The following is a 20,961-nucleotide window of genomic DNA, read 5'->3' as shown; positions in this document are numbered from 1 at the left end:
CAAGCTGTATAGCATTCACGTCGGGTTATTAGTTACCTTCATAATCGTCGCGAAATTATTAGCCAGCCACGTTCAGCAGGCCGCGATCACTCGCGGCAATATGAGAGAAAACGACTCAATGCTTTCGACAGATGTTTCTGCCGATGATGGATGCGATACAGCGTGCGCGTCAGGCGTGGCAAGGGCACAACTACTTCCACTAAGGTGCCCGCGTCCAGCAAATCACTGATCACGCGACGCGATAAACAACTGATGCCCATGCCGTGACGCACCGCATGTTTAATCGCCTCAGAGTTACCCAGTTCCATACCGAGTTGAAAGTGTGGCAGATGGGACAGCAGCAAGTAATCAACAATTTCACGGGTTCCTGACCCCCGTTCACGCAAGATCCATGGCGCTGCGGCCAGGGTTTCCAGAGTGATCGGCTGCTGAAGAATCTCGGCATCCGGGGCCGCAAATACCACCAGTTCATCTTCGAGCCAGGCTTCACTGACGATGTCCGGCTCGTGACATGGCCCTTCGATCAGGCCGATATCCACGCGAAAATCCGCTACGGCATTGATGGCGTCCTGGCTGTTACCTACGCTGAGTTCCAGCGGCAAGGTGGGAAAATCGCGGCGATAGGCGGCGATCATCCCCGGCAACAGATAATTGCCGATGGTGCTGCTGGCAAACAAACGAATCGCGCCATTGTCTTCTTTAAACAGTTGCTCGATCTCACCGGCCTGCTCCAGTAACCCGACCGCCCGCGGGTAAAGCAGACGGCCATGCTCGTTCAGGACCAATCGTTTACCGACGCGATCAAAGAGCTGCACGCCAAGCTGATTTTCAAGATCGGCCAGCGCCGCACTGACGGCTGACTGCGACAATGACAATACCTGTGACGCCTGGGTGGTCGAACCGCTTTTCAGCACTTCTGTAAAGACTTCAATCTGACGCAGTGTAATGTGCATGCGCCCTCCTCACATTGCGTATCGCTTCACAAGATAAACCACCACCGCCAGCCAGATCAGCACCGTCAGGCCGAATCCGGCCCAACTGACGATTTTCTTGCCGCGCGCGCGCTGCACCTCCGCTCGCTCCGCACTGCTAATGCGGATTTCACGTGGTAATAAGCGCAGCAGGATAATGACGCCAAGCGGGACAATGATGGCGTCATCCAGTAGACCGATGATGGGAATGAAATCAGGGATGAGGTCGATAGGGCTGAGTGCATACGCCACAATGCCAAACGCCATCAGCTTGAACCACCATGGCGTACGCGGGTCGCGGCAGGCAAACCACAGTGTTAACACATCACGTTTGATCAGCCGTGCCCAGCGGCGCAAGCGCATGAACATCCCATCGTCCCTTATTACTTATTCTGGTTGGTGATAAATATATTACCAATTTTACGTTTAAACCAGCCAGATTGCAGGGCGACTAGGATTTCATGCCAATCAACTCTTCCAGAGCGGTGTCGCAGGCGGTGAATTCATCGGTGATGGTACGGATGAGCCAGTCTTGATAGCCGAAGTTTTCTCGACGTGAGTAGAGGCATTCCGAGCGATATAACTTTTTCGGCTCACTGTGATTCACGCCATAGCGGTAAAAATGCACCAGTGAGTTATCGGTTTCGGGAACGGCCAGGGTGAATCCGACGGTGCCGTTTCCATTATAAAAGAGGGTAATATCTTTGCGCTTACCTAAAGTTATTTTATGGATAACATTGAGGTTTTCATGCTGTAAAGCGGTATCAAAGGTACTTCTATAGGCTGTTTTCATAGTTATAGTTAAAAAAACTGATTTGTGAAACTATAGTTAACTTGCAAAATCTTGCACCTGCCAATTTTGGTAGGTGTTTCATTGTGCCGTTTTTCTGTCAGGGGCCAATGCAAGATGTCACGGCGCTATTGCATCCGCTATGATGTTCCCTTTGCAGCAGCAATCGCCCAACCAGGAGAGCGGCATGAAATATATCGGCGCACACGTCAGTGCATCAGGCGGCGTAGACCAGGCAGTTATCCGTGCCCATGAACTCGAAGCCACAGCCTTTGCGCTGTTCACCAAGAACCAGCGCCAATGGAAAGCCGCGCCGCTGTCAGGTGAAGTCATCGATGCCTTCAAAACGGCCTGTGAGCAGTATCACTTTACCTCAGCGCAGATTCTGCCGCATGACAGCTATCTGATTAACCTCGGCCATCCGGTGATGGATGCGCTGGAGAAATCCCGGGATGCGTTCCTGGATGAGATGCAGCGCGCGGAGCAACTTGGGCTGACGCTGCTGAATTTCCATCCCGGCAGCCATTTGCAACAGATTGAAGAAGATGCCTGCCTGAAGCGCATCGCCGAGTCGATCAATATCGCGCTGGATAAGACAAACAATGTGGTGGCGGTGATCGAGAATACTGCCGGTCAGGGAAGCAACCTTGGCTTCCGCTTTGAACATCTCGCCGCCATTATTGAGCACGTAGAAGATAAGTCGCGTGTCGGTGTCTGTATCGACACCTGCCATGCCTTCGCCGGGGGTTACGACCTGCGTACCGAAGAGGATTGTGTGGCGACCTTTGCCGAGTTTGAGCGCATTGTCGGCTTCCAGTATCTGCGTGGCATGCACCTGAATGATGCCAAAAGCACGCTCGGCAGCCGGGTCGACCGTCACCACAGTTTGGGTGAAGGCAACATAGGCAAGACAGTCTTTAGCTGGCTGATGAAGGATAAGCGTTTCGACGGCATTCCGATGATTCTGGAAACCATTAATCCGGATATCTGGAAAGATGAGATTGCGTGGTTGAAGTCGGAACAGCAGGGTTAAAATGATAGCGGCGCAATAAATGCGCCGCTAAATGATGTACCTGGTTTTAAGATTAAGCCGCTTTCGCCAGCTCTTCTTCTGGACGTTTCAGCACTGCGTAGCCGAGGCCCGCCACGGCGGTACCGATGATGATTGCCATCAGGTAACCCAGCACCGGCGTAATCGCCCCCGGAATCAGCAGCACGAACAGACCACCGTGAGGTGCCATCAGTTTCGCGCCAATCGCCATGGAAATCGCACCTGTCACTGCGCCACCCACGATGCAGCACGGCAGTACACGCATTGGGTCACGGGCGGCAAACGGAATCGCACCTTCTGAGATGAAGCACAAGCCGAGTACCAGTGCCGCTTTTCCGCCTTCCTGCTGACCTTTGTTGAACTTACGACGTGCAACAATCGTCGCCAGGCCCATCGCCAGCGGTGGCACCATACCGGCCGCCATAATCGCTGCCATCGGTGCATAGGTTTGCGAACTCAGCAGACCAACACCAAAGGCGTAAGCCACTTTGTTCACCGGACCGCCCATATCGGTACACATCATGCCACCGAGAATAGCGCCGAGCAGAACCGCGTTGGCGGTGCCCATGTTTGCCAGCCAGTGGGTCAGGCCGCTCATGATACCCGCAACCGGTTTGCCCACCACGTAGATCATCAGTAAGCCGGTGATCAAACTCGCGACCAGCGGGATGATCAAGATCGGTTTCAGCGCTTCCATACTCTGTGGCAGTTTGACCTTACTGCTTAGCATCTTCGCAGCATAACCGGCGATGAAACCGGCAATAATACCACCAAGGAAACCCGCGTTAATGCTGGTGGCGATCATACCGCCAATCAAACCCGGCGTCAGACCAGGACGGTCCGCAATCGAGAAAGCAATAAAGCCCGCCAGCACTGGCACCATCAACGCAAACGCGCTGCCGCCACCGATTTGCATCAAGGCTGCGGCTAACGTGCCCTGCTCTTTAAACGCCGTGATACCAAAGGCAAAGGAGAGCGCAATGCTCAAGCCGCCCGCGACGACCATTGGCAGCATGTAAGACACGCCCGTCAACAGGTGACGATAGGCACCGGCTTTCTCTTTGCTGTCACTCTGCGTACTCGCCGCCTGATTGCCGCTCGGCTGATAGGTTTTGGCTTCAGCTTGCGCTTTATCCAGTTCTTGCGCGGTCTTTTTCAATGCCAGGCTGGTCGAGGTGCGATACATCGGCTTACCGGCGAATTTCGCCAGATCAACGTCAATATCGGCTGCTACGATCACCAGATCGGCCGCGGCCACTTCTTCCGGTGTAATGGCATTGCCTGCACCGACAGAACCGCGGGTTTCCACTTTCACCCACCAGCCACGTTTGGTGGCTTCGGCCTGAATCGCCTCTGCGGCCATAAAGGTATGCGCCACGCCGGTTGGGCAAGCGGTAACAGCAACGATGCGTTTCTGCCCGCTGCTCTGCACGGTTGTCGGTGCAGTTGTCACAGCCGCCGATTGCCATACCTGCGCGCTCGCCTTGGCCTGATTGATTGCCGCCAGCGGATCACGCAGCGCCTGCTGGACATCCACCAGGGCCACAGTTTTACCCGCCAGCCCTGCATCATTTGGCACATTTTGGCCAGCTACCAGCACCAGCTCAGCGTCGGCCACGTTGTCGGTCTGGGTCAGGTCCGCCTGAGCAGCGGCAGCCCGCAGGCGTTCTAAAGCCAAATGTCCTGATGCCAGTCCCAGTGAAGAATCTTTTATCAGCAGCGTTTTCATTATCGCTCTCCTGCTGTTAGTTAACGGGTTGTAAGTCGACACGCGCCATCATCGCGGCCAACTGGGTACGGTCGGTAACGCCAACGTTGCTCTGGCTAACCGCCATCGCGGCCACGGCGGTGGCAAGGCGCAGCGTATGCTCGCTGGATTCGCGCATCAGCAGGCCGTAAATCAGACCGCCGACCATCGAATCACCCGCGCCTACGGTGCTGACCACTTCACAGGCTGGCGGTTTGGCGATCCATTCGCCAGAGGCGTTCACCCATAGTGCACCTTCCGCACCAAGGGAAATCACCACATGGGCAATGCCCTGCTCACGCAGTTCATGAGCAGCTTCGATCACGTCCTGCAGGGTTGGCAGTTTGCGATCGGCCCAGATTTCCAGCTCACGGCGGTTCGGTTTCACCAACCACGGCGCGGCTTTCAGGCCGGCCACCAACGCTTCACGGCTGCTGTCAAAGATGATGCACGGGCACAGGGTGCGCAGGTCGCTCATCCATTTAGTAAACGCTTCTGGTGCCACGCCCGCAGGCAAGCTGCCGCTGACGCACACCATGTCAAACTGCCCCAGCCAGGTGAGTGAATCTGCGGTGAAGCGATCCCAGTCCTGCGCTGTGACATTAAAGCCAGAGAAATTCAGGTCAGTGACTTCACCGTCTTTTTCTGTCAGCTTCACGTTGATACGGGTACGGCCCTGCACCACCTGGAAACGGTTGGCGATGCCCAGCTCGCTGAATAATTGCTGGAAACCATCCTGATTCTCTTTACCGAGGAATCCACCAACCGTGACGTCGATACCGAGATCTTTCAGCACTTTGGCAACGTTAATGCCTTTACCTGCAGCATGCAGGCCGGTGGTTTTCACCAGGTTAACTTCACCACGCTCGATTTCTGGCGTGTAACCCACCAGATCGTAGGCTGGGTTAAGCGTGATTGTGGCAACACGACGGCTCATGCAACCCCCTCGCCCAAGCCTGCATTAATGGCTTCTTCAATGGCGTTTAAGGCTTGCTGTGCGTCTTCACCGCTGGCGGTAAAGCGCAGGCGATGACCTTTCTTCACGCCCAGCGCCACCACTTTCATCAGGCTGCGTCCGTTAGCCGGTTTGCCGCTGCCATCAAGGTTGGTGACGGTGATATCGCTGTTGAACTGTTTGATAACGGTGACCAACGCCGTGCCTGGACGCGCATGCAGTCCGTGCTCGTTACGAATGGTGAATTCGGCAGTCAGCAGGTCTGCTGTCTCGTCCACCTCACTGGTCAGGAGTGCCAGAATGCCTGCCGCATCTGCTTTCAGCAGGCGTTCAGCTTTGTTGTTCAGCAGCAGGTTGCTCAGGTAGCCGAGCACCTCCAGCGGGCGTTCATCGCTGGCGGCAACCGTCACTAACAGTGCGACGTTCTCACCCTGATGAACAAATGGCGTGGCCGTACGGCTCACCGCAACGGCACTGTTGAGGTTGCCGTGAGTACTGTCGCTTAACCAAATCCCCTGGCCGAGACTGAGCGGTGTACGGGATACCACATCAGCCACGAACGATGCTTCTACCGCGCCTGCGGCCTGTAGACGCCCTGCGTTCAGCGCCTGTAGGGTAATGAGGTCACTGGCTGCGATATCTACCGCAATCAGCGAAGTGTCGAATTTGAATTCAGCCGCCTGCTTCTCGCCCATCAGCAATGCACGCAAATCTTCTGCTGAGGCGGTTTTCAACTGCTCAGCAATGCTGTCATCACTTAAAACGTGGGTGAGCTGACGCAGCAGCGCAAGATGTTCATCTGATTTTGCGGCGATACCAATGGCAACATAGGCCGTCTGGCCGTCGCCCCAATCCACACCTTGCGGGAATTGGTAGACCTGTACGCCCGTTTTCAGCACCAGATCACGCGTATCGGTGGTGCCATGGGGGATCGCGATGCCATTGCCCAGAAACGTGGTGGTCTGCTGTTCGCGCGCCAGCATGCCGTTAACGTAGCCTTCCGACACATTGCCTGCCGCGGTTAACGCAGCTGCAACCTGGCGGATTGCCTCTTCTTTATTTTGTGCCTGCGCACCGGTATGAATGGCCTGAACTTCGAGCTGGAACATATTTCTCCTCGCTTGCTGAAACTGAATCGGTTCAGCTTAATGGCGAAAAAATACGCTGCGCGCTGCGGACTTAGCCGCGACGACAACGCTGAAACGTTTCAGGGAATATGGTACAGCAACGTCAGGCAGGCAAGAAAATGCGCAATCGGCGTAGCAGATTTTTGATGTTCCGCACACTTCAGTTTGGATTTCGGATTTTTCATACCCTGAAAGCTGACGTTTTTGCTGTAACGCAACAGTCAGTTTAGGCCAGTTCTTCAGCAAAGCGTCAGCAACGACTCAGGGAGCGGTATCGGCTTCCAGCTTCAGCAGGAACGTCATCGCCGCATCACGGCTGCTGCCGCACATTTCAGCGCTGGGTTGTAATCCGACACAGACTGCTGGGCGCAACGGAGAGCCAAATATCTTGCAACGTTGATTGTCGTCAAGCTGAACGCAACGGGTATTGGCCGGCTTGCCGTGCGGCATTCCGGGAATGGGGGAAGAGATGGAAGGGGCTGTGCAACAGGCACCGCACTGGTCACGACAAAACATCATGCGCTCCTGCAAGGATTTCGCCGCGACAATACCAGCCCAGCACGGGGAATGCTATGCACAGACAACAATTTTACGCTGCCTCACTTGCCTGTTTTTCACGGCGCGAGTAACGTGGCGCGCATTAACCTTCATTAAGCGAGTCACACACCATGCCAAAGGCAAATGAAATCAAAAAAGGGATGGCTGTCACCTGGAACGGCAAACTGTTGCTGGTGAAAGACATTGATGTGCAGAGCCCCAGCGCACGCGGTGCGGCAACCCTGTATAAGATGCGTTTTACCGATGTGCGCACTGGCCTGAAAGTGGAAGAGCGTTTTAAAGGCGACGATATTATCGATGCCATCCAACTTAGCCGTCGCGCCGTTACCTTCTCCTATATAGACGGTGACGAATATGTGTTTATGGATGATGAAGACTACACACCTTACATCTTCAAGAAAGAGCAGATTGAAGAAGAGCTGCTGTTCATTCCAGAAGGCGGCATTCCGGGCATTCAGGTATTAACCATGGAAGGTCAGGTGCTGGCGCTGGAACTGCCGCAAACCGTGGATATGGAAATTGTCGATACCTCGCCGGGCATCAAGGGCGCATCTGCCAGTGCACGTACCAAACCCGCAGGCATGAGCACCGGATTGTCCATTCAGGTGCCTGAGTATTTGAGCAATGGCGATCGCATTCGTATCCATATTGCTGAACGCCGCTATATGAGTCGCGCGGACTAACCGCACGATTTTATCCGGCCGCCGAAGGTTGTTATAGTATAACAACGGGGTGCGCGCCGGATGTGTTGTCCGCGCGCCTGAATAGGGAGTTTGTCATGACGCGCGTTAACGTAATAACCGGATTTCTCGGCAGCGGTAAAACCACTACGCTGCTCCATCTACTTGCCAACAAACCAGCCAACGAAAATTGGGCGATCCTGGTTAACGAGTTTGGCGAGATCGGCATTGATGGCGCGCTGCTTGCCGATCGGGGCGCCACGCTGAAAGAGATCCCCGGCGGATGTATGTGCTGCGTCAACGGTCTGCCGTTACAGGTTGGGCTTAATATGCTGTTGAAGCAGACCAAACCCGACCGCCTCATTATTGAACCCACCGGTCTTGGCCATCCCAAACAGTTGCTCGATATGCTACGTGCAGCAGTCTATCAACCCTGGATTCAGGTTGATGCAACCCTCACTCTGCTTGACCCGCGCCAGTTGGCCGATCAACGCGTGGTCGAAAATGAAAATTTCCGCGATCAGCTGACCGCTGCTGATATCGTTATTGCCAACAAAAGCGATCGCTGGAGCGATGAAGATCGCCAGCGTTTAGCCACATGGCAACAGCAGAATCTGGGTGATCGTCAGTTAGTGGAATCTGCCTGGGGCCATATCGACCCCGCGCTGTTGTGCCAGCCTGGATTGGCGGATCGTGCGGTTCCCGAAGCGGTACATCACCAGCACTCTTCTCGTCCTCAGGGGCTTGCGGCACTGAAGCTGGAAGGGTCTGCACGCTGGCGACGCGCGCTTAATGAAGGCCAAGGATACGCAGCCTGCGGCTGGATTTTTGATGCTGATACCGTATTCGATACCATCCCCGCGCTAGAGTGGGCGCGGCATGCACCGGTCGATCGGGTTAAGGGCGTGTTGCGTACCGCCGATGGTCTGGTGAACATCAATCGCCAGGGTGAGGACTTCTTTATGGAGACCCGCACGACGACGCCACCGGACAGCCGCATTGAGTTAATCCATCATCAATCCGTTGACTGGAACCTTTTGCAAACCGCTTTGTTGAAGATTCGTTTAAAATAGCTGCGTTAGGTTGCCCCGTTATTTTTCATTTTGAGTCTATTTTTTATGCGCGCATCTCGTCTAATCACCATCCTGCTGCTCAATGCATTGGGTTTGATGTTGTTCTTTTCCTGGTATCTGCCGCCAGACCACGGATTTTGGTTTGGTGTCGATAAAGCGATCTTCTTTGGCTTCAACGATCAGATGGTGGTGCACCACGGTTTTGCACTGCTGGTGGCGATCACCAACTTCCGCGGTTTTGACGCGGTTTCGCTGCTGGCCATGGGTCTGCTGTATCTGTGGTTCTGGCGTCGTGAAACCCCGCAGGGTCAGCGTCGTATGCTGGCCATCGGCATCACCATGCTACTGACGGCGGTGGTGTTGAATCAGTTAGGTCACCTGATTCCGGTACAGCATGTCAGCCCGACGCTGTTCTTTGAAAATGTCCATCGCGTGAGCGAACTGACCGGTATTCCGGCCAAAGATGCCTCAAGCGCCAGTTTCCCGGGTGACCACGGCATGATGCTGATTATTTTCGCCTGCTTTATGTGGCGCTATTTTGGTTTCCGCGCCTTTCTGGTGGCATTGCTGATTGTGGTGATATTTGGCCTGCCACGCATCATGGCGGGCGCGCACTGGTTTACCGATGTTGCGGTGGGATCACTGTCCGTAGTTCTGGTGGGATTGCCTTGGTGGTTATTAACGCCCGCCAGCGACAAACTGGTGAATTGGCTCAATCGCACCCTGCCAGGGAAATATAAGCCACGCACATAATTGTTAAGCGCGGATGACAATAATCATAAAAGTCGATCATCCGCGCTTATCGAATTCTGAAATTCATTATTAGCACGCTAAGCTTTTTCTATTAAAAGAAAACATTATGATGAAAAATTGATAACAATAGCCCTTTTCCTAAGCTGTCCAGACAGAACCCTCTCAAAATCGGCCTTAGCGCCAGAATTACCCCCTTATAACACCGCTTATTGGTCGCTAATTCGCTACCAGTTGATGATAAAGTAGCCATTGTGTTACGAATTGATTTCACATCAATAAAACCTATAAAAATTTATATAAAAGCACTCGCCACGCGGTCTGTAATCGGTTAACCTCAAATCCGATTAGTGAGAGTGCAGCATAAAATTCGGTGCCTTATGAAACAAAAATGTGTTCATTAACACATTTTAGTAATTAAGGAATTGTCTTAAGCGGTCGTACTTATTAATCTCGAACCCGTTTTGTCATCTGGCTGACGACATTGTGTCGTAAGGACATCAAAGGAACACACGTATAATGGTCAAGTCTCAACCAATACTGAGATACCTCAGGCGGATCCTTCCCGCAGTAGCATTAGCAACACTTTTATCGGCATGTAGCAGTACGCATAACGGTCAGAACGCGAATAACGAGAATCATGAAGTTAACAACCAGAATGGTTTTTTACTTCAAGCGTCTCAGGACGAATTTGAACAAATGGTGCAGAACGTGGACGTTAAGTCCCGCATCATGGAACAGTACAGTGACTGGAAAGGTGTACGTTATCGCTTAGGCGGCGACACCAAACGCGGCATTGATTGTTCTGCTTTTGTTCAGCGCACCTTTCGCGAGCAGTTTGGTTTAGATTTGCCACGCTCGACATCCGAGCAGCAGGATACCGGTAAAGAAATTTCACGCAGCAAACTGCGTCCGGGTGACTTAGTCATGTTCCGCGCAGGTTCGACGGGTCGTCATGTTGGCATCTATCTCGGCAATGACAACTTCGTACACGCGTCCACCAGCAGTGGTGTGATGATCTCCAGTTTAAACGACAGTTACTGGAAAACGCGTTATCGCGAAGCACGTCGGGTTTTAGCTAAAAACCCGAGCTAACGTATCCTTTTGAAGATCCTCTCAGCCAGAGAATCAGAAAACGCTGCCACGGCAGCGTTTTTTTTCGCCTGCAGTTTCTTAACTCAAATCCAATAGATAAAAAGTAATTGAGAATCAAAAATATAACGAGACTTTTCGCGCGACCTCGTTATATTCTCGTTTGCTTACTGGCCGAAGCAGTTTGCGTTCCAGCCTGGTGCACAACGCCGTGAATACGCAGCGCTCAACGCCAGACACCAGCGAGCAGTAGTGCACGATGTACATAATAAAAATGGCACCACAAAGGGGAATGCACTCCATGCCACTGTCGGGGACGTTAAAACGTCATGCAACCTATTCGCGCCGTATCGCCTGGAGTAGTGCGATTATCGGCGGCGTGTTCTTTTTGTTGTTTGTGACGGTTCTGCTGACGCTAACCTGGCAAAAACGCGTACAACAACATGAACAGTTGCTGATTCATAGCCGCGACGATTTACAACAGGTGATGTCAACCCTGGTCGATACCCTGTATCCCTTACAACAGTACACCCAATTATCCTGCAGCAGCGTCAGCCGTGAACTCACCTCCCGTGCTGCTTTTGCCGGCAACATTCGCGCCATATTGCTGGTGCGCGACAGCAATGCCTATTGCTCCTCTGCCACTGGTGCTTTCCTGCTGCCTGCTAATGATATTTCTCCAGACTCTGAGCTGGAACGCGACCGCGACATAAAACTGATGCCAGGCACGCCATTGCTGCCGACCAAACCGGCACTGGCATTGTGGATGAAAAGTCCAGGTTCAGCGGAAACTGGCATTCTCGCCACCATGAATATTAGTCTGACGCCTTATCAACTTATGGCGTCTTACCACCCAGAGATCACCGGAATGGCGCTGGTGATTGGCAACAAAGCGCTGCTCAGCGGTAAAAACCAGGTGGTGAACGTCAGCGATCTCCCCCCTGCTCTGGCTGAAATGCGATTTAAAAATAATGACATGCGCTTTGTGGTCTATGGCAGCACCCTGGCGCAACGTGACTATCATCTGATTCTGCTGACCGGGCTACTGGCCACGCTGTTTATGATCGGTGCCAGTTGGATGCTGCTGACACTCTATCAGCGTCCCGGTAAAGAGATTATGCAAGGGATTAAACGCGGACAGTTTCATGTGGAATATCAGCCCCTGGTGACCGCCCACGACGGCCAACCTTACGGGGTCGAAGCGCTGCTGCGCTGGACACATCCCACTGAAGGAATGATCCCACCCGATGCCTTTATCAGTAATGCCGAAGCACAAAACCTGATTATTCCCCTCACCCAGCATCTGTTTAAACTGGTCGCGCGTGATGCCCGATTTTTAAGCCAACAGTTGCCGCGTGGCACGCGCTTGAGTTTAAACCTTTCCCCTTTGCATCTCGCCTCAGACAGTTTCCGCCAGCACGTACAGGAGTGGATTGCGGAGATGCCCGCTGACCACTTCAAGTATGTGTTTGAAATCACGGAACGCACGATGGTGGGCGAAAAGAACGCAGGAGAAATCTTTGCCTGGCTGCATGAGCATGACATCAAGATAGCCATTGATGACTTCGGTACCGGCCACAGCGCATTGATCTATCTGGAAAGATACCCGTTTGACTACCTGAAGATCGATCGCGGTTTTGTGCAAAGTATTGGCACCGAAACGGTGACATCACCGGTGCTGGATGCGGTGTTGCTGCTGGCGAAAAAACTCAATCTGAAAACCGTGGCTGAAGGGGTTGAAACCGGCGATCAAGCCGCGTGGCTGGTCAATCGCGGGGTGACGCATTTGCAAGGGTATCTGTTTAGCCGCCCGCTACGCCCGGAAAACCTGATCAGTTACTATCAGCAACAGGCTGCGTTGGGTTAACGTCACGCCATCGTCACGAAACTGCTACCATACAGTGCGGAACACCAGAGGAGAGCGCCCCACTTATGCTGCTGCGTCTTGTCACAGCGTTGCTGGTTTGTATAGCCATTGCGCCACTGCATGCTGAAACCATCAATGAGAGTTATGCCTTTGCCAAGCTGGGCGAGCCGAAGTATGCGGTGAATTTCAGTCATTACGATTACGTCAATCCTGCTGCACCGAAAGGCGGAAAGATGACGCTGGCCGTGGTGGGCACTTACGATAACTTCAACCGCTACGCCTCACGTGGGAATCCGGGAGCGGGTACCGACACGCTGTATGATGGGCTGTTCACCACTGCTGATGATGAACCGGGCAGCTTCTACCCCCTGATCGCCGAATCCGCGCGCTATCCCAGTGATTACCACTGGATGGAAGTCTCAATCAATCCGCATGCACGCTTTCAGGATGGCAGTCCGATTACCGCACAGGACGTCGCCTTTACTTTCCAGAAGTTTATGACCGAAGGCGTGCCGCAATTCCGCATTGCATTTCGCGGAGTAGAGGTGAAAGCACTGAACCGTTTGACGGTGCGTATTGATATGGCCAAGCCCGACAAAGACCTGATTTTAAACTGGCTGACGCTCCCCGTGTTACCTGAGAAATTCTGGCAGAATAAAAAATTCAATGAGCCGATTGGCTATCCGCCGCTCGCGAGTGGGCCTTACCGCATCACTGCCTATAAGTCTGGCCAGTTCATCGAATACAGCCGAGTGAAGAATTATTGGGCCGCCAATTTGCCGGTTAACCGCGGGCGCTTCAATTTTGATACTTTACGCTATGACTACTACCTCGATGACAATGTGGCATTTGAAGCCTTCAAAGCGGGTGCCTACGATCTGCGTGAGGAAGGTTCGGCAAAAAAATGGGCCACGCAGTATCGTGGTCGTAATTTCGAGAACCATGCCATTGTTAAATCAACCACACCGAATACAGCCGCCACGGATACCCGCTGGCTGGCGTTTAACAATGAGAAGCCGTTGTTTGCCGATCGCCGCGTCCGCCAGGCGCTGACGCTGGCATTTGATTTTGAATGGATGAACAAGGCGCTGTTTTATGGCGCTTATAAGCGCACCAGCAGTTACTTCCAAAACACCGAGTATGCGGCGGTAGGCTATCCGAAAGCAGAGCAACTGATCCTGCTCGCCCCATACAAAGCCCAGTTGCCGCCTGAAGTGTTTGACGGTGAGTACGCCCCCCCGAAATCGGATGGCAGTGGATTTGATCGCGGCAACCTGCTGAAAGCCGTGGACCTATTGAAACAAGCGGGATGGCAGATTAAAAACCAACAACTGGTGAATGATAAAACCGGTCAGCCCTTCCGCTTTGAACTGCTGATGCGCAGCGGCCCCAATAATGACTGGGCTCTGCCTTTCCAGCACAGCCTCGCACGCCTTGGTATTCAAATGACACTGCGTCAGGTAGACAGCTCACAGTTTCTGCGCCGTTTACGTGAAGGGGATTACGATATGATCCCGTCGGCTTATCAGGCGATGCCGTGGCCCTCAACAGATTTACAATATTTATGGCAGTCCGATTTTATCAAATCCTCATGGAACACCGCGCGGGTGCAGGATCCGCTGATCGACCACTTTATTAAACAGATTGTGGCACATCAGGGGGATGAAAAAGCCCTGTTACCCCTCGGTCAGGCGCTGGATCGCATTTTGCTGTGGAATGCTTATATGATCCCAATGTGGTACAACGCCGAGCAGAGGCTGGCATACTGGGACAAGTTTTCGCGTCCTGAAATCAAGCCTGCCTATGCCACCGGGCTGGAAAACTGGTGGTATGACGTGAACAAAGCCGCACAGTTGCCGGCCGACAGACGCTGAGGAGAGCGGTTTGGGTTCCTATTTCCTACGCAGGTTACTGCTGATAATCCCCACGCTATGGGCGATCATCACCCTGAACTTTTTTATCGTGCAGATTGCGCCAGGCGGTCCAGTTGACCAGGCGCTGGCCAACGCGCAGTTTGGTCACAGAACTGGGTTTTCCGCCTCCGGCGGTGCCGACAGCGGCGGGCGTGGTGCATTAGTGCGAGATAACCCCGGCGACAGCCAATATCGCGGCGCGCGCGGGCTCGATCCTGAAGTGATCGCGGAAATCAAACATCGCTACGGCTTTGATAAACCCCTGCTGCAGCGCTACGGCGAGATGCTGTGGAATTACCTGCGTTTTGATTTCGGCGACAGCCTGTTCCGCAGTGCTTCGGTGCTGCAACTGATCAAAGAGAGTTTGCCGGTTTCCATCAGCCTCGGTCTGTGGAGCACACTGATCATCTATCTGGTGTCTATCCCGCTTGGCATCAAAAAAGCGGTGCGCAACGGCAGCGCTTTCGACATCTGGAGCAGCACCTTCATTATCATTGGCTACTCCATTCCCGCCTTCCTGTTTGGCATCATGCTGATTGTGCTGTTTGCCGGTGGCAGCTATTTAGACTGGTTCCCGCTGCGTGGCCTGACGTCACCCCAATTCGATACCCTGCCCTGGTACGGTAAAGTCGGTGATTATCTGTGGCACATCACGCTGCCAGTATTGGCAACGGTGATTGGTGGCTTTGCCACGCTGACCATGTTGACCAAAAACTCCTTCCTCGATGAGATCCGCAAGCAATATGTTGTGACAGCACGAGCGAAAGGAGTGGATGAGAAACGCATTTTGTATGGACACGTCTTCCGCAACGCCATGCTGTTAGTGATTGCTGGTTTTCCCGCCACCTTTATCAGCATGTTTTTCACCAGTTCCGTGCTGATTGAGGTGATGTTCTCGCTGAATGGATTAGGTCTGCTGGGCTACGACGCCACCATTCAGCGCGACTATCCGGTGATGTTTGGCACCTTGTATATCTTTACGCTGATTGGGTTGCTGATGAATATTCTCAGCGATCTGACTTACACGCTGGTCGATCCGCGCATCGATTTTGAGGGACGCTGATGGCCATATCGCTTATTAACCAACAGCGCTGGCAGAGCTTTCGTCACAACCGCCGTGGCTACTGGTCGTTGTGGATTTTTCTGGTGATTTTCGTGCTGTCGCTGGGTGCGGAGTTACTGGCCAACGACAAACCTTTGATCGTGCACTATCAGCAGCGCTGGTATATGCCACTGCTGTTTAACTACAGTGAAAGTGATTTTGGCGGTGAGTTTGCGACGCCCGCAGATTATCAAGACCCCTGGCTCAAGCAGCGGATTGACCGCCAGGGTTGGGCACTGTGGGCGCCGATTCGCTTTAGTGACAGCACCATCAATTTCGCCACCGATGTGCCCTTCCCTTCTCCGCCATCGAAACAGAACTGGCTCGGCACCGATGCCAACGGCGGTGATGTGCTGGCACGTCTGCTCTACGGTACACGCGTATCCTTGCTATTCGGTATTCTGCTGACGCTGTTTTCCAGTGTGATTGGCATTGTGGTCGGTGCGGTGCAGGGTTACTTCGGCGGCCGCGTTGATTTAGTGGGGCAGCGTCTGATTGAAGTCTGGTCCGGTATGCCCTCTCTATTCCTGCTCATTTTGCTCTCCAGCGTCATCCAGCCCGGTTTCTGGTGGCTGTTGCTGGTGACAGTGATCTTTGGCTGGATGAGCCTGGTCAGCGTGGTACGCGCGGAATTTCTACGCACGCGTAACTTTGATTACATTCGTGCCGCGCAGGCGCTGGGGGTCAGCGATGGACGCATCATGCTGCGGCATATGTTGCCCAATGCGATGGTGGCCATGCTGACTTTCCTGCCCTTTATTTTGTGTGGTTCGATCACCACGCTGACATCCCTGGATTTCCTCGGTTTTGGCCTTCCGGTGGGATCACCGTCGTTGGGTGAGCTGTTACTGCAAGGCAAAAATAATCTGCAAGCACCCTGGCTGGGGCTTTCTGGCTTCTTCGCACTCGCCCTGCTGCTATCACTGCTGATCTTTATAGGTGAAGCGGTACGCGATGCCTTTGATCCAAGTCGGGGACGTTAAATGAGCTTACTGACCGTTAATCATCTGGCCGTGGCGTTTAATCAACGCCGCGTGGTGGAAGATATCTCACTGCACATTGATGCGGGTGAAACCCTGGCATTGGTCGGCGAATCAGGATCGGGCAAAAGCGTGACTGCCCTGTCGATCATGCGCTTGTTACCTCAGCCACCCGTGACCTATCCGCAGGGCGAAGTTGTGTTCAATGGACAGAACATCCTGCAGGCCAGTGAACGCGAGATGCGCGGCTTGCGTGGTAACCAAATGGCGATGATTTTCCAGGAGCCGATGGTCTCGCTTAACCCGTTGCATAACGTTGAGAAACAGCTGTATGAGGTGCTGTCTCAGCATCGGGGAATGCGCAAAGAGGCGGCGCGCGGTGAAATTCTCAGTTGCCTGGATCGCGTGGGGATTCGACAGGCCGCGTCTCGGCTGCAGGATTTCCCCCATCAACTCTCTGGTGGCGAACGTCAGCGCGTGATGATCGCCATGGCGCTGCTGATGCAGCCCAAGTTGCTGATTGCCGATGAACCCACCACCGCGCTCGACGTCACGGTACAGGCGCAGATTCTGCAACTGCTGCGAGAACTGCAGCGAGAGCTGAATATGGGCATGCTGTTTATCACCCATAATCTGAATATTGTGCGCCAGTTGGCGCATCGTGTGACGGTGATGCGCAATGGGCGAGAAGTCGAACACAACCGCTGCGACGCGCTTTTCAGCCTGCCGACTCATCCTTATACCCGCGAACTCTTGGCTGCCGAACCCGATGGTCAACCGGTTCCCCTCAGGAATCCGCAACCGCTGTTGCAGGTTAAAAATCTGCATGTGGGCTTTCCCATTCGCCGCGGATTGTTCAAGCGGGCAGTAGCGGAAAAGACGGCGCTACAGGACTTGAGCTTCACGCTTCGCCGGGGTGAAAGCCTCGGCCTGGTCGGTGAATCAGGCTCCGGCAAAAGTACCACTGGCCTGGCACTGCTGCGTTTGATCGCCGCCCGCGGCGAGATTTGGTTTGACGATCAGCCTCTGCATACGCTGACGCGCAAGCAACTGATGCCGCTGCGCCCGAAGATTCAGGTGGTGTTTCAGGATCCGAACTCTTCACTGAATCCACGTATGACGGTGCAGCAGGTGATTGCCGAAGGGTTGGCCGTCCATCGACCAGAGCTGAGTGCTGCCGAACAGGAAGCGAAAGTGATTGCGGTGATGGAGGAAGTGGGACTGGAGGCCGAGAGCCGCTCGCGCTATCCCGCAGAGTTTTCCGGCGGTCAGCGCCAGCGTATCGCGATTGCGCGCGCGTTAATTTTAGAGCCACAGTTGATCGTACTGGATGAACCGACGTCGTCACTGGATCGCTCAGTGCAGAAGCAAATTCTCACGCTGCTCCGTCGTTTACAGCAGCAGCATCAGCTGGCCTATCTGTTTATCAGCCATGATTTGCAGGTGGTGCGTGCACTCTGTCACCAGTTGATCGTGTTACGTCAGGGAGAGGTGGTGGAACAGGGAGAATGCGAGGCACTGTTTAACGCGCCAGCCACCGATTATACCCGTCAGTTGCTGGCTTCAGCGCAAGGCCAGCCCTTGAGTTAATGACCTTCAAAAGTTTCAGCTATCGCAACGCCCTGATTTTTCAGGCAGCAGTTGGTGGCGCTTTCATCACCGCGCTGAATCAGCAGACACGGCTGCCCTTCACACCTGGCAATTTTGCATTCCACCTGAATCTGCGCCAGTGTTTCTTGCAACTGGTGCAGAATCTCCAGCGCGGGATGGCCATCATGGCTGAGCAGGCGGAGTACCACTAAATCTTCATCGTGCACACCGTTTGCCGCTTCCTGACACTCAATTTCACCCGCATGATCTGACGACCAGCGATAGTGTTGCGGTAAGCGATGCATAACCGAAAGTTGTAGCATAAGTACGGTCCCCAGAGACGTTAACTCTTATTCACGACGACGGCGGTAACGCGTGAATCCTTTCCTGGTTAGCTCAGAATACGGACGTCAAGGTTTGCCTTCTCGTTTTAAGCACAAAGCATGTAGCAAAGTTATTATTTGCGAGTCTTCTCGCATTTATGCCTATGTGTACCCTGTTCGGCGGCAGTTAACAATCATTTTAGACGCAATGTCGTTACTTTTTTATCTCTTAATTTTCACATTATGGAAACATTAAGCATAACGAATATGTGGGGATTCGCGAATTTGCGGGGAGTGTTGTGTTTGAAGATGTCAGTCATAAATCAGTAGCGGAGCAATTTATTGCGCCGCTACAAGATTATGCGTGGCGTGGACGTGAGGCGTAACTGAACAGCACGATGGACACCGTAGCGCACAGCGCAATGGTTGCCACCATCGGCCAGGCACTGTTAATACTGACCAGTGACAGCAGTGCACCCACCAGAGCACCTACGCCGAAGCGTAATGTGCCGGCCAGCGAAGAGGCCGTGCCCGCCATATGCGGGAACTCATCCAGTATTACCGCCATGGCATTGGACGAAACGGTCGAGACACAACCGATAAACATCGCGACGCCCAGCACCAGTGACAGGAAGCCCAGATCCAGCGCGCTGGAAATTAACAGCCAGATACCCATGGCGAACTGAATGATCAGACCAATACGGAACATCGCCAGCGGCCCAAAACGACGCACGGCACGGCTGTTAATCAAGGTCATCGCAAACAAGAACACCACATTAAGGCCAAAGTAGTAGCCGAAGTTCTGTGGCGAGACGTGATTCACTTCGATGTAAACAAAGGGTCCGGCATTGAGAAAGGTAAACAGTCCGGCAAAGGAGAAGCCGCTTGCCAGCATGTAACTGAACGCGCGCTTATGCCGGAACAGTGCCACAAAGTTGCTCAGGGTAGTACGTAAATGAAAACGCTGCCGCTGCTCGGGTTTCAGAGTTTCACGGATCTGCGTGACCACCAGCACCGTGGTGATCAAAGCAGCGACCGATAATGTCCAGAAAATGGCATGCCAGTTCCACAGCAGCAGCAGCCAGCCGCCAATAATCGGGGCCAGCAGCGGTGCAATGGTGGTCACCAGCATCACGAAGGACATCATGCGTGAGAAGTCCTCTTTCGAGTAGCTATCTCGCATCAGGGCATTAATCACCACGCTGGCCGCTGCCGCCGAGAGACCGTGCAGGAAGCGCATAAAGATCAGTTGATCGATAGATTGTGACAGCGCGCAGGCGGCGGCTGCGCAGGCAAAGATCAATGTGCCCAGCACAATCACCGGTTTACGTCCGTAGCTGTCCGCCAGTGGACCATAAACTAACTGACCAATGGCAAAACCAAGGATGTAAAGGTTGAGCGTCATCTGCACGCTGCCTGCAGAAACGGCAAACTCACGTGCAATTTGCGGCATCGCTGGCAGATACATATCAATGGACAGTGGCATCAGCATCGCCAGCAATCCCAGAATCACAACCAAACCTATCGGTGAATTCTTTTCCTTACGCACCGCTTTCTCCCGCTATTTGCGTTTTTTCAGTTCTTCTGGCAGTCCGATGCTGTCGATCTCTTCGACGGTGAGTTCACGGTATTCGCCTTCACCGAGTTCCTCATCCAGCACGATGTCACCAATACTTTCGCGATGTAACGCGGATACGTGATTGCCCATGGCTGCGAACATGCGTTTCACCTGGTGATAACGCCCTTCGCTGATGGTTAAGCGTGCCGCTTTTTCATCGAGAATTTCGAGCACAGCCGGTTTAGTCAGCTCACGCTCATTGTGCAGTTGAATACCCGCCGCGAACTTCTCAATTAGCGAAGGATCGATCGGCTCTTCCACTTCCACCAGATAGGTTTTTTCCAGATGATGGCGCGGAGACGTGATACGGTGCGACCATTGGCCATCGTCGGTCAGCAGTACTAAACCGGTGGTATCAATATCTAATCGACCCGCTGCATGCAGCTTGAACGCCGCCGGTTCTTCAATAAAGAACAGCACGGTAGGATGATCGGGATCGTCAGTGGAACAGACATAACCCTGCGGCTTGTTCAGCATGAAATAACGGGGACCTTGCTGCACCACCAGCGGAGTGCCGTCATATTCGATTTCGTCGTCTGGCTGCACTTTGTAAGCCGCATCACGTACGACTTCGCCGTTGATGGTGACTTTTTTGGCGCGGATTTCGCGGCCAGCGATAGCACGGCTGACTTCCAGTTGCTGAGATATGAATTTTTCGAGTCGCATGAATTCGTTTTGCCTGTTACTGCGGAGGGAAACTGAAACGGCGTTTTGTCCGTTAAAAAAGTGGGGTCAGTATAGCTTGATCCTTCGCCTGCTAACAGTAGCGATCCT

Annotated in this window: 20 protein-coding genes; 10 read left to right on the top strand and 10 right to left on the bottom strand. The window is 53.4% G+C overall.

Going from position 1 to position 20,961, the window contains the following annotated elements; genetic code table 11:
* Window positions 1-86 precede the first annotated feature (86 nt).
* The 3 genes from yieE to PSSD_RS02360 all read right to left on the bottom strand — a co-directional run bounded on the left by yieE (window position 87) and on the right by PSSD_RS02360 (window position 1,764).
* A complete protein-coding gene (gene yieE / locus PSSD_RS02370) occupies window positions 87-953 on the bottom strand; it encodes a DNA-binding transcriptional regulator YeiE (RefSeq protein ID WP_058969214.1) in 867 nt (288 codons plus the stop codon).
* Between the two features lie 9 nt (window positions 954-962).
* Complete coding sequence (locus PSSD_RS02365; RefSeq protein WP_052206129.1) at window positions 963-1,340, bottom strand: YkvA family protein; 378 nt, start codon at window positions 1,338-1,340, stop codon at window positions 963-965.
* An 82-nt stretch (window positions 1,341-1,422) separates the two neighbouring features.
* Window positions 1,423-1,764: a hypothetical protein gene (locus PSSD_RS02360; protein ID WP_039333760.1), complete on the bottom strand. Its 342-nt coding sequence runs from the start codon at window positions 1,762-1,764 to the stop codon at window positions 1,423-1,425.
* 184 nt (window positions 1,765-1,948) lie between these two features.
* Here PSSD_RS02360 and nfo point away from each other — a divergent pair, with 184 nt between their 5' ends.
* On the top strand, window positions 1,949-2,794 hold the full coding sequence (nfo, locus tag PSSD_RS02355; RefSeq protein WP_039333758.1) for a deoxyribonuclease IV: 846 nt from the start codon (window positions 1,949-1,951) through the stop codon (window positions 2,792-2,794).
* A gap of 52 nt (window positions 2,795-2,846) precedes the next feature.
* Here nfo and fruA read toward each other — a convergent pair whose 3' ends face one another.
* The 4 genes from fruA to PSSD_RS26370 all read right to left on the bottom strand — a co-directional run bounded on the left by fruA (window position 2,847) and on the right by PSSD_RS26370 (window position 7,157).
* Window positions 2,847-4,541 (bottom strand): PTS fructose transporter subunit IIBC, encoded by a 1,695-nt coding sequence (fruA, locus tag PSSD_RS02350; RefSeq protein ID WP_058969212.1) that lies wholly within the window; start codon window positions 4,539-4,541, stop codon window positions 2,847-2,849.
* A 16-nt stretch (window positions 4,542-4,557) separates the two neighbouring features.
* On the bottom strand, window positions 4,558-5,496 hold the full coding sequence (fruK, locus tag PSSD_RS02345; RefSeq protein ID WP_038645831.1) for a 1-phosphofructokinase: 939 nt from the start codon (window positions 5,494-5,496) through the stop codon (window positions 4,558-4,560).
* On the bottom strand, window positions 5,493-6,623 hold the full coding sequence (gene fruB / locus PSSD_RS02340; RefSeq protein ID WP_058969210.1) for a fused PTS fructose transporter subunit IIA/HPr protein: 1,131 nt from the start codon (window positions 6,621-6,623) through the stop codon (window positions 5,493-5,495). Before fruB ends, fruK begins: the two co-directional genes overlap by 4 nt.
* Window positions 6,624-6,902: 279 nt before the next feature.
* A complete protein-coding gene (locus PSSD_RS26370; protein WP_072214938.1) occupies window positions 6,903-7,157 on the bottom strand; it encodes a YkgJ family cysteine cluster protein in 255 nt (84 codons plus the stop codon).
* A gap of 152 nt (window positions 7,158-7,309) precedes the next feature.
* On the opposite strand from PSSD_RS26370, the gene yeiP reads away from it, so the two are divergent.
* The 9 genes from yeiP (at window position 7,310) to yejF (ending at window position 18,246) form a co-directional block, all read left to right on the top strand.
* On the top strand, window positions 7,310-7,882 hold the full coding sequence (yeiP, locus tag PSSD_RS02335; protein ID WP_039333751.1) for an elongation factor P-like protein YeiP: 573 nt from the start codon (window positions 7,310-7,312) through the stop codon (window positions 7,880-7,882).
* A gap of 95 nt (window positions 7,883-7,977) precedes the next feature.
* Window positions 7,978-8,952, top strand: coding sequence for a CobW family GTP-binding protein (locus PSSD_RS02330; RefSeq protein WP_039333749.1), 975 nt, complete (start codon window positions 7,978-7,980; stop codon window positions 8,950-8,952).
* 45 nt (window positions 8,953-8,997) lie between these two features.
* The gene (locus tag PSSD_RS02325; protein ID WP_058969209.1) at window positions 8,998-9,705 is read left to right on the top strand and encodes a phosphatase PAP2 family protein; all 708 of its coding nucleotides are present in this window, start codon (window positions 8,998-9,000) and stop codon (window positions 9,703-9,705) included.
* Between the two features lie 516 nt (window positions 9,706-10,221).
* On the top strand, window positions 10,222-10,797 hold the full coding sequence (mepS, locus tag PSSD_RS02320; protein WP_039333745.1) for a bifunctional murein DD-endopeptidase/murein LD-carboxypeptidase: 576 nt from the start codon (window positions 10,222-10,224) through the stop codon (window positions 10,795-10,797).
* 298 nt (window positions 10,798-11,095) lie between these two features.
* A complete protein-coding gene (pdeN, locus tag PSSD_RS02315; protein WP_039333743.1) occupies window positions 11,096-12,661 on the top strand; it encodes a cyclic di-3',5'-guanosine monophosphate phosphodiesterase PdeN in 1,566 nt (521 codons plus the stop codon).
* 65 nt (window positions 12,662-12,726) lie between these two features.
* On the top strand, window positions 12,727-14,535 hold the full coding sequence (locus PSSD_RS02310; protein ID WP_058969207.1) for an extracellular solute-binding protein: 1,809 nt from the start codon (window positions 12,727-12,729) through the stop codon (window positions 14,533-14,535).
* Window positions 14,536-14,545: 10 nt separating this feature from the next.
* Complete coding sequence (locus tag PSSD_RS02305) at window positions 14,546-15,637, top strand: microcin C ABC transporter permease YejB (RefSeq protein ID WP_058969205.1); 1,092 nt, start codon at window positions 14,546-14,548, stop codon at window positions 15,635-15,637.
* Window positions 15,637-16,659, top strand: coding sequence for an ABC transporter permease (locus PSSD_RS02300; RefSeq protein WP_058969202.1), 1,023 nt, complete (start codon window positions 15,637-15,639; stop codon window positions 16,657-16,659). The genes PSSD_RS02305 and PSSD_RS02300 overlap by 1 nt, the downstream gene beginning before the upstream one ends.
* The gene (yejF, locus tag PSSD_RS02295; protein ID WP_058969201.1) at window positions 16,660-18,246 is read left to right on the top strand and encodes a microcin C ABC transporter ATP-binding protein YejF; all 1,587 of its coding nucleotides are present in this window, start codon (window positions 16,660-16,662) and stop codon (window positions 18,244-18,246) included.
* Here the strand turns inward: yejF and PSSD_RS02290 are convergent.
* The 3 genes from PSSD_RS02290 to rsuA form a co-directional block, all read right to left on the bottom strand.
* Window positions 18,243-18,569 (bottom strand): YejG family protein, encoded by a 327-nt coding sequence (locus PSSD_RS02290; RefSeq protein ID WP_058969199.1) that lies wholly within the window; start codon window positions 18,567-18,569, stop codon window positions 18,243-18,245. The genes yejF and PSSD_RS02290 overlap by 4 nt on opposite strands.
* Window positions 18,570-18,927: 358 nt before the next feature.
* Complete coding sequence (locus PSSD_RS02285) at window positions 18,928-20,118, bottom strand: Bcr/CflA family multidrug efflux MFS transporter (protein ID WP_058969196.1); 1,191 nt, start codon at window positions 20,116-20,118, stop codon at window positions 18,928-18,930.
* A 12-nt stretch (window positions 20,119-20,130) separates the two neighbouring features.
* A complete protein-coding gene (gene rsuA, locus PSSD_RS02280) occupies window positions 20,131-20,853 on the bottom strand; it encodes a 16S rRNA pseudouridine(516) synthase RsuA (RefSeq protein WP_039333729.1) in 723 nt (240 codons plus the stop codon).
* Window positions 20,854-20,961: the final 108 nt, after the last annotated feature.

It is taken from the genome of Type-D symbiont of Plautia stali, assembly GCF_001485335.1.
Taxonomy (GTDB): Bacteria; Pseudomonadota; Gammaproteobacteria; order Enterobacterales; family Enterobacteriaceae; genus Pantoea; species Pantoea vagans_C.
The sequence above is the reverse complement of the archived record's forward strand: the minus strand, read 5'-3'. Positions and strand labels throughout refer to the sequence as shown.